Origin of the sequence: Alteromonas sp. 5E99-2 (assembly GCF_017368475.1) — a bacterium.
Classification (GTDB): domain Bacteria; phylum Pseudomonadota; class Gammaproteobacteria; order Enterobacterales; family Alteromonadaceae; genus Alteromonas_F.
This window is the reverse complement of the sequence record NZ_JAFNJE010000003.1, coordinates 94415-107421: the sequence shown is the minus strand read 5'-3', so window position 1 is coordinate 107421 and position 13007 is coordinate 94415. Positions and strand designations below refer to the sequence as shown.

Genomic DNA, 13007 nt, shown 5'->3' with positions numbered 1-13007 from the left:
TTAACCTCGTTTAAACGTGTGATACTTTTCCAGTAAAGACAGTATTTTCTCTGGTTTATTAGCTTGTTTCCATAAGCCAGCAACGTACTTATTACTTTCAGCCCACGTAGGGTAACTGTGAATGGTTCCTAAAATTTTGTTTAGTCCTAACCCGTGTTTCATCGCCAAAACAAATTCCGCTAAAAGCTCACCGGCGTTTTCACTAATAATAGTTACTCCTAGGATTTTATCACTTCCTGGGCTCACTAGTACTTTAACAAAACCAGAAGTAGCCCCTTCGGTGATTGCTCTATCCAGCTCTTCCATATCATAACGGAATACTTGATATTCAACCCCTTGCTCCTTTGCATCTCGCTCATTCAAACCAACACGAGCAATTTCAGGATCTAAGAATGTTGCCCAAGGAATGACTCGGTAGTCAACTTTGAACTTTTTAAAGGTTCCAAACAAGGTGTTGACTGCTGCATACCAGGCATGATGAGCGGCTACATGAGTAAATTGATACGGACCAACCACATCACCTGCCCCTAAAATGTGAGGAAAGTTAGTTTCTAAAAATGGGTTTGTGGTCAAGGTTCTACCCGTTTCAACACCCAGTTTTTCAAGTCCAAATCCTGTTAATCTCGCTTGTCTACCTACCGCGCACACTAATTGATCATAAGGTAAGGTTTTTTCTTCGCCCTCAAACTCAACAATCAATACCTTTTGACCATCAATGTTTTCACAGCGTAAGGCCGTGTGATTAGTCAATACAGTGACACCACTACCTTCTAGTGTTTGTCTAGCAAAATCAGCAACTTCAGTGTCTTCTCTTCCCATTAGCGCTGGAGCCATCTCAACTTGAGTCACATCAGAACCTAGACGTGAAAAGCTCTGTGCTAATTCACAACCAATCGGGCCGCCACCTAAAACCACCATTTTCTCAGGTGTAGACTCTAATTCTGCAAAAGTAGACCACAAGGTGTCACTTGTAACATACCCAGAATCTTCAATACCAGGAAGTGGTGGAACAAAGGGACGCGCTCCCGTTGCAACAACAAAGTGACGGGCCGTCATCCGGCTTACTTCGCCGTCGTTGTGCTTAATTTCTACTGTCCAAGGGTCAATAAACGTCGCATACCCTTTAACAACATCAACGCCCAAGCTAGTGTAACGCTCTACACTATCATGAGGCGCAATTTGAGCAATAACATCGTGTACACGGGCCATTACCTTTTTAAAGTTCACTTTAACTGAACCGGCTTCAAGCCCATATTTTTCAGCATTTTTACTGTAGGTTGCAACTTTTGCCGATTTTATTAGCGCTTTACTCGGCACGCAGCCGTAATTCAGACAGTCGCCGCCCATTTCTCCGGCTTCAATAAGGGTAACTTTCGCTTTTACCATTGCCGCTATATAGCTTGTGACAAGCCCAGCTGCACCCGCACCAATAACAATAAGATTGCGGTCATATTTCGCTGGTTTTTTGTAGCCTTTATAGACCTTGCGCTTTTTCACTTTGTTTACAATAGCTTTTGCAATTAACGGGAATACACCTAGCAAGACAAAGCTAATAAGAAGGTTAGGTGACAAAATACCCGACAGACTATCAATTTGCGCCAATTGAGTCCCTGCATTAACGAACACAAATGTGCCTGCTAACATACCCACTTGGCTAACCCAATAAAACGTAAAAGAACGAATACTGGTGAGTGCCATAAGCATGTTAATTACAAAGAAAGGGAACAAGGGAACTAAGCGCAATGTAAATAGATAAAACGCGCCTTCTCTTTCGATACCTTCATTAATTGATGCTAACTTTTGTGGGAACTTTTTCTGTAGTGAATCTCGCGCAACGTATCTCGCAACCCAAAACGCAAACAAAGCTCCCAGCGTACTTGCAAAAGAGCTAATTAATAAGCCCACCCACAAGCCAAATATGGCCCCTGACGCTAATGTCATAATTGCTGCACCAGGCAGTGAAAGTGCTGCCATAACAACATACACTGCAAAAAATCCAGCAATCAGTAATACCGGGTTTTGTTCTTTCCAAACAACGAAATTGTCCATTCCGCCTTTTAACCCATCTAACGTGAAATAGCTGTTTAAGCCAAAACCGAAAAACAATGCAATTAAACCGACAAACACTGCCAGTATGAGTAGTTTTTTCATTATAACGCCTTAAAAATGATAGGTTGCCGTCACACTGTAATGACGTGGCAACTCAGGAAAAACCAAGGTAGAGCCGAAGAAACCGCCTTCAAATACCGGACGGAAATTATCTTCATCAGTTAAATTAGATATATCTAATCTAACCTTTAATGCATCACTAAACGCATAACTCGCGTTCGCATTTAATGTATGTTGATCGCGAATAAACACGGTTTGTAAAAAATCTAACGGATAACTTTTTGTATAAACGGCAGAAAACCCGACGCTTAAATCTTGAGTTAAATCGACGCCACCTGCGGTGGTAACAATTTGTCTTGGAAGCCCTTGCAAACGACTGTTAGATGCAGGAAAGGCCGCAAAGTTGGGTGAACCAACCCCAGTGCCTTCAATGATATCAGGTCGGGAGTTATCAAAAGCATCTGCAACTTGAAACGACTCTTGGAATGCTGCTGAATCATCAAACTCCGCATCTAAGTAGCTGAAACTAACCGTTAGCCAATAGGTATCTTCTATGTAATACGCTTGGGTCTCAAATCCGGTTGTGGACACACCACTGTTGCTGCCATCAAGGTTACGTAAACTTCGTTCTTGATCAAATAACGCAATATCAGCATACCACGGACTACCTGAAGGTGCGTATTTTAAGCCAACTTCAAATAAGGTATTTTCAGTAGCAAAATTCTGTGCATCAATTTCGTTATTTCCATTGAGCACATTACCGCCAGCCATACTGTTCGAGGTAGATTCATTATAACTATAGGTAGCATAGCCTTGAATGCCATCAGTAAATTTATATTGAACACTTCCTTGATACGAAACTAAGGTTTCTGAAATGCTATCTTCGCCCGCCACAACACCTTCAGGTGCAATAGGATCTCGAGCTTCCACATCAAAATAGTCAGCTCTAAAACCAACAGATGTTGATAAACGTTCAGTCCACTGAGAGTCGTGTTGAACACCTAACCCCAATTGCCATGCCGTGGAGTCGGTTGTATCTGACTGATTAAAATCATTTACACCATCACCATCAATATCATAGTTACCACCTGGAGAAACAAATAATCCTGGACGTAATTCAACCAAACGACTTTGCTGGGCTTCAGTTAGTGGAATAACGCGGTTTTCAAGAGGACCACTTAAATCAATAGGTGCGTCGGCTTCAGTCGTAAATTGGCTAAACCCCAATACATCGTTGTAACGCACGTTGACGGCAAAAATGGAGTTTTGCTTTTCAGACCATTTAACATCAAGTTCACTGCGATTTTCCGCAGTAGTCGCGCCATCAATAATTTCAACAAAGCTATTTTGGGCAATCTCTTCTCTGTTTAAATATTGATAATAAGAAATATTTCTAAATGTTAAGGTATCTGACAATAAACGAGAGTACTCGCTGTGTAATATCCACGTTTGCGCACCATTGATATCATCTGGATGAGTTAACACCGTACTTCTTGGTAATACCACTTCGCCTGTAGGTGAAATTACGCCCCCAGCTCTGGCAATTTGGGTTCCGTCAGGCGCTGTACCCTGCCCTGTAATATAAATGCCGTTATCAATTAAATCTTGTGTAGGTCTGTTAAAACCTGCGTTATCAACATAATCAATATTGAAGTATTCAGCACTGATATGCCACTCACTAACGTCATCAGGTTTAAACGAATAGGCAACAAAGATATTGTCACTGTCGGTTTCAACAAAATCAAAAAAACTACCAAAGTCTTGATGCTCAGCGCTAATACGTATGCCTTGTTCACCTGGCTCTATGATATGAGAAAAATCAATTTGCGCAGAGTACTGGTCGAAGCGTCCAGCGGATAACTGTATTTTGTTATCCGTTTCCGTCAAGGGTGCTCGCTTACTGCGAAGATTAACAAATCCGCCATTGCGCTGGGTAGATCCAAACAAAGTGGGAGATGGGCCTTTAAATATATCGATTTGTTCGACGCTATTAAATGACAAAGGAATACCAAACCCGTTATTTCCGGCTTGACGACGAATTCCATTTTGGAACAATTCACCCAATTGGCCTCGTAACGTGGGCAAACTAGGGTTACCAAACCCAGAAGAGGCAAAACTATTAGGAACAATTTTCAATATGTCCTGTAAGTCTTCTATATTCAATGCTTCCCGTTGTTCAGCACTAATAGAAATACCCGCTCTAGGAATTTCAAACAGGGCTTTACCGCTTCCAAAAGGACCATCGACTGTGGCGTTTTTTGGGTTTAGGAAGTCGGAAGCACTTTGCACCCCTGTTACCGTAACCACTTCAATATCACTGGTGTCAGCAGTTTGTTCTTGGGCAAGAGAATCATATGTCATTCCCAACAAAGCCATAGAAATATAAAGCAATGAGCGTTGCATGAATCTGTTTGTTCCTTTGAGTAAACGTTATAAATTAGAATTATTTTTATAAGAGCTGTTATGAAAGACCGAATAAGTCGGTTAAAAATTTTGATAAGTTATAAATAGTATAATCTTTATAACCATTTTAACGAAAACTTTGTTTTAATAATTTAATTTTCAGGCAAACTTAAAACCCGAACTCGCTTTTTTACCTAGTAAATTACCTAGAAAAATAGCCTACCATGAAGATCATGTGGTATTTTTAAAACAAATAATAATCATATTTTACGGCAACTTATGAAGCCTTTACTGATTTTTTTGCTTCTACTACTCACACCTTTGTATTCCAATGGTTCAAATATCTACGATACTCTTCCCAAAAAAATCAATCCCAATGAACGGTATGTGTTTTATTCACACGGATACATTGTCGAAGGCACAAATCCAACCCCCGTACACCCAAGATGGGGAACGTACGACTTTCCTGCAATTGTGAATAAGCTGGCAGACCCAAATGCAACGATTATTACTGAGCACCGTCCGGCAAATACAGATCCGTTTACACATGCTCATAAATTAAAAGCTCAGGTTCAACAACTCATAAAAAATAGGGTTTCACCCCGTAACATCACATTAGTGGGCTTTTCTCGTGGTTAGTTTATTACCGCTATCACCTCTAACCTTTTGGCCAACGATGAAATTAACTACGTAATACTGGCAACTTGCACCAGTAGCTTAAGCGAGCATGAGGAAATCGTATTGTACGGCAATATTTTATCAATTTATGAAACCTCTGACAGCGTAGGATCCTGTGAACAGGTTATTCAACGCAGTGATAAAAATATTCCTTCATTCAAGGAAATAGCCCTATCCACAGGCAAAGAACACGGCGCCTTCTATCGCCCTATTGACTCATGGATTAAGCCTCTTGTTGTTTGGTTTGAAAAACAAAACAACCCTGCTCCCTATACAATGTACCAAAGTGATGTTATCGAGTTAGTCGATCCTATATCCCATCGAATTTATCCAGCTTTTATAAAACTCCCTAAGTCTTACAATAGAAAACCCAACAAAAAGTACCCCGTTGTATACGTCACCGACGCTCCCTATAGCTTTCCGTTAATTGCGGGCTCAACAAGAAACCCAATGTATAGTGGAACTATGGAGTAATCACTGACGACCGTACCTATATCGGCCATTCATTAGGCGGTTTGTTCGGCGCATATGCCTTGATGACATCACCAGATTTATTCAACAACTATATATTAAGCAGCCCTTCGGTTTGGTTTGATGATTTCTCTCTTCTAGCAATAGAACCAATTAAGCCCACAAAACCAATAGGTGTTTATGTTGCGGTAGGAAGTTTAGAACAACCAAAATATGGAGAAGGTCAAGATATGCTCAACAGCGCTAAGTTATTAACTGAAAAAATTGAAGGCCAAAATTGGCCAAATTTATCACTCAAATCCGTTGTGATTAACGATGCAACTCACTCAACGTCTTTTCCTACGTCTTCAATTCAAGGTTTGTATTGGTTTTATGGGAAAAATTTATCTGATTTGTAATTTTGAGAAGTGGTGCGTCTACCCTGACTCGAAATGATCAAATAAATACATGATAAATATAAATTAACTTTTATTTAAACAAATAGAAAGTACTATTCGTGTTACTTCTTTCTTGAGGACTTATAAGGGAAGGCATAGCAGCAAAATCAGAATCAATACGAGCGATATGACGCTCGTGCTACCTTAACAAACGCAACGAGTCTGTATATCTCAATGAAAGAGCTTAATTAAAGAGGGTTTTATTTTGCATTTTGTTATCATTATTCAAATGCAACCTTGTATATCTTATTCGATACTTCAAAGATTTTCTCCTTTTCTGCGAGTGAAGTTTTAGCTCCAGCGGATACATTAGCCATATCAAATTTAGCCGCCAATTTTGCGGACGAAATGATTGTTTGCTGCTTTTCAGTACTCACTTTTCTCTCGAAGTATTTTAACCGATTGCTTTGGTCAAAACACCCTTTCACAAACTCCACTAACTCAGCATCATGTTGCAGCCACTTTGATTGCTTGAGTAGATCTTTCTCTGGAGATCTAAATTTTGAAAGTGCTTTCGTAAAAAAACGGTTTGTTCCACCCTTGAATTCAAACACTACTGCTTTCCTATCAATTTTAGCCAGCAATTCCGAGGCTGTATTACCTAATTCAGTACTCGCGCTTACAAACTGGGTTTCGAGTTTTGCATCGGCATCAAACTCGCCAGATATTGCACTTTCAAACTTACTATCCGTAAAGATTTTCACACTTTTGGCACCAGCAAGTCTAGCCACATTGACTAACTCCGTATCTTGGCTCGTAATGAATGAATCATCAAAAAAGTTGTTGATAGGTATTAGCTCTCTGGTTTGTTGTTTTTGTAACGCAGGATGAGCTACAAGAAATTCGTCCATAACGGGCGTGTGAAGAATATAATTTGATGGTATGTTGTCAATGTCGATGTATTCTAACGCGAGAACAGAATCAAGTGCAAAAGAGCTCGGAGTCTTCTCTTCACTCGGAATCATGAAAAGCTTCTGGTCTGGTAAGCCTTCAAACATCAAGTTACATCGAAACAAAAATGCTTTTTCGCCATCAGTTTTAAACTGATCGGCATTGACTATATTTTTAATTATGTCGTTCCAAAATTCAATATCATGGACTTCTAACGCCGCCCATCTTTCAGAAAGTTCCAGCATCGAACAAGGCTCATCAAGACTATGCTCATCTAAAAACTCACAATTCGAATATTTACTTCTTATTTCATTCATACGCTCTGTTATTTCTTTTTTTTCAGCTTCGCATAATTGACCATCAGCGAACGCTGCGGTAGTTGCTAGTTTTAGTAAGAAATGAAACTCTTTTTCTTTCTCTTGTGCCATGTTTTTTTTTTGCTGATTTACGGGGGCCAATTTTTCCTCTTCAGTAAAGTAATTGTAAGCAGCAACTAATCCCGCACCCAAGCCTGCAGCGGCAAGTAATGGTAATGGCATCCTAGATCCTCTCGATGATTTGGCTAATAAATAAGTATCGGCATAACCATCAAAAAATTGAACACAAAATTTAATGCCTTGTTCTTCATAGCAAGCTTAGTCTGGCCATAAAAAGGCTAATAGATCTAATGATTAGCAGAAAAAGCCTAGCGAGGTCTAGTAGAAATGCACTGACTATTGGTCCACGACACTTGGGTTCAACAATTTCGTATTTCTGTTTATTGAAGAGAAAAGTTTAATAGAACCAAGCTTCCAATTTGTTTGGAAGCGTTCTGGAACCAGCTTGGAATTGTGGCGCTGCTTACTCTGATATTAAATATCGTTGTAATTTAAACCCAAAGGAAACTACTCATGAGCAAATTAATCATTAATCCGACCGATATCGAACATGTTCAGCAAAACGCAACACATCCGGATAAAGATATTCTGAGAATGCATATACTCGTGCAAAAGCTCGGTATATCGAAGTCCACAATTTATAATTTTTTAAAACCCACATCTAAATATTTCGATCCTGAGTTTCCCAAACCAATCAGAATAGGATTAAGAGCTACTGGCTGGTCAAAAATTGAAATTAACGCTTGGTTAGAGAAAAAGCAAAACACCAATATGGGAGGGCGATAAAGTGTTTCCGCAATACATAGCTCCGGCACGTTTGCCAAATGATACAGGCTGGTACCCTTCATTAGGCGCGTCAAATTTTAATACAATCGTAAATGACATCTCTTACGTGACCCAAGCTGAAAAGGGAATGGTTGCTGCAAATGTACTGTGTTGTATGGCAGCTAGTATTCAAAATCTTGTTATTATAGAAACTCCTCAAAAGTTTAAAATGAACGCATGTATGCAAATAGCCGTTGCTGCTGGCTCTGGAGAGCGAAAGTCCGCACACGACAAAATCTGCATGTCGCCATTTAAGACTTCACGAAAGGAGATTCATGGCTCCATAAAAAAAAGCGCTAAAGAAGAGGATTCAAAACACGGAGAAAACCCTGTCTTATTACCACAAATCATAATAGAAAATTCAACCCATGCCGCTCTCGTACAAGAATTACAGGAGTTTAATTCAGTTTATATAAGTACTGCTGAAGGAGAAAACTTTGTAAAAAGTGAAATAGCATCGAAAACAGCAACATTGAATTCAATATTTTCGGGAGAGTCAATTTCTTTTTCTACTAAACAAAATGGACAAGTATATCTTGACGACGCAAAGGTCAGTTTAAAGCTTCTTTGTCAGCCAGTCCCATTAAAGCATTTTTTCTCATCAAAGGGTCTAACGGAAAATGGTGCTCTAGCAAGGTGTATCGTATACCAAGCACCAAAGCTCTCCGGTACAAGGAGAATCGTAATACCAGATGAGAATTGTGATGGAATTCAACTTTACGAGGGCCTTATTAAAGATAACCTATTATGTTCCTACAACAATCCACAAATGATTACAGTAAAGCTTACAACTGATGCAGCAGGATTATCATTATCAACACTACAAAGTATCGAAAATGAGATGGGTCCTGGCGGTCGCTTTGAAAACTGTAATGATCATGCCTCTAAACTTGGGGATAACATATTTAAGGTTGCATTATGTATGGCACGCTTCGAAAACCCTGAGGCTCAAAGTATTAACGTACAAAATATTCGTGATGCAATAGACCTGGTGTTTTTCTATAGCAATTCGTATCGCCAACATTTTGTGCCACCGACAAAATTTGAACAGAACTATCTACTTTTATGCAAATGGTTTAATAAAAAGGTTGATTGTGGACAACCAATTTTGTCAAAAAGCTATTTATTACAATATGGCCCAAAAAGCTTGAGATGGGTGGACAAATTAAATCCAATACTAGAATACATGTTAAATCGACGCGAAATATATATTCAACCTGTGTTTGGCATTGTGTTTATAAGCTTACGACCGAGTACCGTTTTCCTAAATGAATACAATGTTCAGCCTTTTCTTGAACGACATGGCAATGCTTAATTTACAGATATGATGGTATCTATATGTGATGCCATCTTTTTCGACTCAACCAGCACTTTTCTTATTCGTTGAACTCGGTATTCCTTGCTCAAACCCGGCGTCATTATGTTTTTAGTAAAAATAGGTTTATTAGTTCTATTATTGTCAGCAAAAACTTCATTGGGTAATACGCCCTCAGCAAATTCAGATTTAAATAATTCTTTTTCGCAGCATAAAAAAACTAACAATAGCAGCAGGTCCTGTTCGAAAACTCTTTCAATTGCACTTTCCTGAATATTGAGCTCCAAAATATTGATACTAAAGCACAACCATTTTCGACAATTAGGTGTTAACTTTAGACATTGTTTTTTAGGGTTCGCAAGTCTTAGAAAATACTGAGCATTCTCCTTTCCCCCTGTTAACCCACATTTTTTCAAGAGTGACTGAGCTTGCAATATCTGCTGCTCGCATTGTGGGTCGATTGGCTCCTGTTGGCTAGCCTTTTGTTGTTTCCATTTATCAAGTAGTGCTTGAAAAGCCTTTGAAATATCGCTCGACAAGGAAAGCCTCTCATATAACATTTTGTCTATAGCGTTTTCCGGCGTTTTTGATTGCTGTTGAATAACGTAATAGTTTTCAAGATCGCTGGTAATCGGAACCCTTACAGGGTTAAACTTTTGATAGCTTTTAGCATCTCTAGAATCAACTAAACAAAATCTAAGTGTAGAACCGAAACCCTGTTCGTAACACCTACGTTTAAAAACATCAATTTTTCTATAATCGTTGCTGGTGACGAGGTGTTTAAACTTTTTATACTTTCTGCCAAAGATATGACACTCTCGGGCCTCTTGCTCGATTTCAAGTTTATAGTCTTTTGCAGTTACTCTCTTTAACATGGGTGAATTATTAAATGCTATTGGCACATGTTCCCATCCTGAATCAAAAAAAAGACAACTGATTGAGGTTATATCTTGATTTTCTTGAAAGCCTATTTTATCTAGCATGTTTTTTGGTACTTCTAGCAGTTTCACATTATCGATTCGCTGAAAATAAACACCATGGTTTTCAGTGAACGAAAAACTATCTAGCTCTTTAGAGTAAGGGAATCGATAATCAAAACATGTATAGACAAAAAAAGACTTTGGAACTTTAAGCACCAAAGAAAGCTCAGCATTCTGAAGCATTGAAAAAAGCTCGTTGATGCTAATTTTCAACTCGGAAATTAGCGCAACTACGCTCACAACTTTTTGTTTGTATTTCATTTCTATTTACAACATTTATACGTTTTTAATATTGATCTCCAGCGACTCTCTTAACGAGCACTGAATGCTTCCGTCTGGTAATAATCTTCGAGTAACTTTTGGAACGAAAAAGGCCTTATTAACAACGGTTTTTAAGTGAAACAGTGCCATAATACCTCAGGTAAAGGGGGATCTATACGTAATTTATAACCGAGACTTATACCCATTGTATGAACCTAGTGAAAATCAGGAAACTACAATGAATAAAAAAACTGTAACTGGAAGGAAATGGATGACTCAACCAATAATGGACATCCACAATGGTTGTTACACCAATATTCTGCAACGTATTAATGAACTGCTAATCTATACGTCTAAGCGATATGCAAAAGTACTGACTATCCAAGGTATCTTGCATCTTCCTGATAGTTATAACTATAACGATACTGAAGTCATTACACGGTTCTTTAAATCGCTAAATGAGAAACTCAATTATCAGTATTCGAAAGCCCTACGTAATAGTAAGCATGCCAATTGGCCTGGGATGGAGTATATCTGGGTGAGAGAGGTAGGTAGCGATAACCGTTCACCTGGTAAGCCTCATTATCATTTTTGTATATTCCTCAATGGCCATGCTTATTCTAGACTCGGGATCTATTGTCCAGAACAACAAACACTATTTAGCAAAATCGTCCATTCGTGGCGGAGCGCGCTTGAGACCAAATTTTTATACTCGCCGTTTGTATTTAGTCCGTCTTTAGTTACATTTACTAAGAACGGTCAAACGCGCTTGGAACGTTATGATGGGAACAGCTTAGACTCTTTTAACCGTGAGCACGCAAATGAATACCGAAAACTCTTTCTCCGGCTAAGCTATTTTGCGAAGGTAAATACCAAAACCAGTAATGATGGCATCCGAAACTTTGGGTCTTCTCGGATACCAAGAAACTATGAAGCCGTAAATCGACACGCAGGGCAGTATACTACAAAACAAGGTGTCTAAAATCTGCATCTATGTCCTGCTGCGTAATCCCTATATATCGAAGGGTCTGCGCCTGAGAGGAGTGCCTAAGCATCTTCATTACGCGAGCAATATCGTTCGTTTGCTTGTAAAGATGATAACCTCTGGTCTTCCGCATTGAATGTGTACCAAGGGCAATACCCAGCTCCTGCCCTACTTCCTGAAACGCTTTGGACACAATTCGTCGCGACAATTGACGGGGCTGTTTATTGATTACGAAGCGACTACGATGAGACTGAAACACGTAGTCATGAGTCGGATGTGTTGTTTTAATGCGATTTACAATCTCTAGCGCTCGTTGGTTGAGCGCGATTCGAGCAATCTTTCCAGTTTTGGACTCACGTACCAATAGCTTATCTTCGTCGATATCGTCGAATCGAATAGAAAGTAAATCAGATATTCTTAATGCTACATTTACACCGACGTCCCACACGTCGGCTATCTGCTGTCCATAGCGTTTGGACAACAATATGCTCATTAATTTAATGGTGTTAGGATCTTTAATAGCGTGAACTTCAGACATGTTAAGTACCGATTTGTTTAAAATATTGATAAAACGGGAACTAAATGGCATATCAGCACATCAAGCCCCTATTTTTAAAGGGATGTAATGTTCCCAAAAGACCATATTGGGAACATTGATGACATCGTCTATAGCACCCCCCGTTCGGCAAAAGACACGCAGTCACGACCTACAATAACATGGTCAAGCACTGGCACATCAATCAGCGCAAGCGCCTCTTTGAGTTTGTGCGTAATGTCTTTGTCAGATTGGGAAGGCTCAGCGATCCCCGAGGGATGGTTGTGAACCAAGATTACCGCTGCACTGTTGTGCACGAGAACCGTTTTAACGACTTCACGCGGATAAACCGCTGCAGCATTGATGGTTCCCCGAAAAAGCTCTTCAAACTCAATGAGATGATGCTGAGAATTTAAATGCATGATGCAAAAGGTCTCGTGTCCCAATGACGTGAGCTTGAACTGCAAAAAAGACTTGGTTTCAGCTATCGAGCTAAACGCGGGTGACTGAGTAAGCTTCTCTTCCAAGATATTGGCAGCAGAGGCCAGAATATCTGTTTCGGAATAGGTGTCGATAATATTTGGGCTAATTGGCATTTTCATTTCCTCTAATGTTATTAATGCCAATAGGTGATGTAGGTGCAAAAAAATGTGGGATGTGGCATAAGGGACCTCACGGCCCCTTTTTCAAGTTATCGTATCCTCCGCTTGGCCCAATTATAACCAGCTATGACGCCAGTG

12 protein-coding genes are annotated in these 13007 nt (G+C 39.6%); 6 read left to right on the top strand and 6 right to left on the bottom strand.

The features are described 5' to 3' along the window. Both J3L16_RS04285 and J3L16_RS04280 read right to left on the bottom strand, forming a co-directional pair. On the bottom strand, positions 1-2154 hold the full coding sequence (locus tag J3L16_RS04285; protein ID WP_207611858.1) for a bifunctional TVP38/TMEM64 family protein/FAD-dependent oxidoreductase: 2154 nt from the start codon (positions 2152-2154) through the stop codon (positions 1-3). A gap of 6 nt (positions 2155-2160) precedes the next feature. Continuing rightward, positions 2161-4512: a TonB-dependent receptor gene (locus J3L16_RS04280; protein WP_207611662.1), complete on the bottom strand. Its 2352-nt coding sequence runs from the start codon at positions 4510-4512 to the stop codon at positions 2161-2163. A 279-nt stretch (positions 4513-4791) separates the two neighbouring features. On the opposite strand from J3L16_RS04280, the gene J3L16_RS16205 reads away from it, so the two are divergent. The 3 genes from J3L16_RS16205 (at position 4792) to J3L16_RS16195 (ending at position 6059) form a co-directional block, all read left to right on the top strand. Continuing rightward, entirely contained in the window at positions 4792-5151 is a 360-nt protein-coding gene (locus J3L16_RS16205; RefSeq protein WP_242698657.1) for a hypothetical protein, read from the top strand. 102 nt (positions 5152-5253) lie between these two features. Further along, a complete protein-coding gene (locus J3L16_RS16200) occupies positions 5254-5664 on the top strand; it encodes a hypothetical protein (protein WP_242698656.1) in 411 nt (136 codons plus the stop codon). Positions 5665-5726: 62 nt separating this feature from the next. Next, positions 5727-6059, top strand: a complete 333-nt coding sequence (locus J3L16_RS16195; RefSeq protein WP_242698655.1) for a hypothetical protein — start codon at positions 5727-5729, stop codon at positions 6057-6059. 260 nt (positions 6060-6319) lie between these two features. Here J3L16_RS16195 and J3L16_RS04270 read toward each other — a convergent pair whose 3' ends face one another. Next, positions 6320-7528, bottom strand: a complete 1209-nt coding sequence (locus J3L16_RS04270; RefSeq protein WP_207611661.1) for a DUF533 domain-containing protein — start codon at positions 7526-7528, stop codon at positions 6320-6322. 351 nt (positions 7529-7879) lie between these two features. On the opposite strand from J3L16_RS04270, the gene J3L16_RS04265 reads away from it, so the two are divergent. Beyond that, the gene (locus J3L16_RS04265) at positions 7880-8152 is read left to right on the top strand and encodes an AlpA family phage regulatory protein (protein ID WP_207611660.1); all 273 of its coding nucleotides are present in this window, start codon (positions 7880-7882) and stop codon (positions 8150-8152) included. Position 8153: 1 nt separating this feature from the next. Continuing rightward, positions 8154-9506, top strand: a complete 1353-nt coding sequence (locus J3L16_RS04260) for a DUF3987 domain-containing protein (RefSeq protein WP_207611659.1) — start codon at positions 8154-8156, stop codon at positions 9504-9506. Here J3L16_RS04260 and J3L16_RS04255 read toward each other — a convergent pair. Next, on the bottom strand, positions 9503-10747 hold the full coding sequence (locus J3L16_RS04255) for a hypothetical protein (RefSeq protein ID WP_207611658.1): 1245 nt from the start codon (positions 10745-10747) through the stop codon (positions 9503-9505). The genes J3L16_RS04260 and J3L16_RS04255 overlap by 4 nt on opposite strands. 238 nt (positions 10748-10985) lie before the next feature. Here J3L16_RS04255 and J3L16_RS04250 point away from each other — a divergent pair, with 238 nt between their 5' ends. Continuing rightward, the gene (locus J3L16_RS04250) at positions 10986-11729 is read left to right on the top strand and encodes an inovirus Gp2 family protein (RefSeq protein WP_207611657.1); all 744 of its coding nucleotides are present in this window, start codon (positions 10986-10988) and stop codon (positions 11727-11729) included. On the opposite strand, the gene J3L16_RS04245 is transcribed toward J3L16_RS04250, so the two are convergent. Both J3L16_RS04245 and J3L16_RS04240 read right to left on the bottom strand, forming a co-directional pair. Then, complete coding sequence (locus J3L16_RS04245) at positions 11710-12270, bottom strand: tyrosine-type recombinase/integrase (protein WP_207611656.1); 561 nt, start codon at positions 12268-12270, stop codon at positions 11710-11712. The two genes, J3L16_RS04250 and J3L16_RS04245, sit on opposite strands and share 20 nt — an antisense overlap. A gap of 128 nt (positions 12271-12398) precedes the next feature. Next, positions 12399-12863, bottom strand: coding sequence for a JAB domain-containing protein (locus tag J3L16_RS04240; RefSeq protein ID WP_207611655.1), 465 nt, complete (start codon positions 12861-12863; stop codon positions 12399-12401). Positions 12864-13007 lie beyond the last annotated feature (144 nt).

Excerpts from the sequence above, each read along its gene's own strand:
- J3L16_RS04270 (WP_207611661.1), bottom strand. The coding sequence starts at position 7,528 with ATGCCATTACCATTACTTGCCGCTGCAGGCTTGGGTGCGGGATTAGTT.
- J3L16_RS04265 (WP_207611660.1), top strand. The coding sequence starts at position 7,880 with ATGAGCAAATTAATCATTAATCCGACCGATATCGAACATGTTCAGCAA.
- J3L16_RS04280 (WP_207611662.1), bottom strand. The coding sequence starts at position 4,512 with ATGCAACGCTCATTGCTTTATATTTCTATGGCTTTGTTGGGAATGACA.
- J3L16_RS16205 (WP_242698657.1), top strand. The coding sequence starts at position 4,792 with ATGAAGCCTTTACTGATTTTTTTGCTTCTACTACTCACACCTTTGTAT.
- J3L16_RS04250 (WP_207611657.1), top strand. The coding sequence starts at position 10,986 with ATGAATAAAAAAACTGTAACTGGAAGGAAATGGATGACTCAACCAATA.
- J3L16_RS16195 (WP_242698655.1), top strand. The coding sequence starts at position 5,727 with ATGACATCACCAGATTTATTCAACAACTATATATTAAGCAGCCCTTCG.
- J3L16_RS04240 (WP_207611655.1), bottom strand. The coding sequence starts at position 12,863 with ATGCCAATTAGCCCAAATATTATCGACACCTATTCCGAAACAGATATT.
- J3L16_RS04245 (WP_207611656.1), bottom strand. The coding sequence starts at position 12,270 with ATGTCTGAAGTTCACGCTATTAAAGATCCTAACACCATTAAATTAATG.
- J3L16_RS04255 (WP_207611658.1), bottom strand. The coding sequence starts at position 10,747 with ATGAAATACAAACAAAAAGTTGTGAGCGTAGTTGCGCTAATTTCCGAG.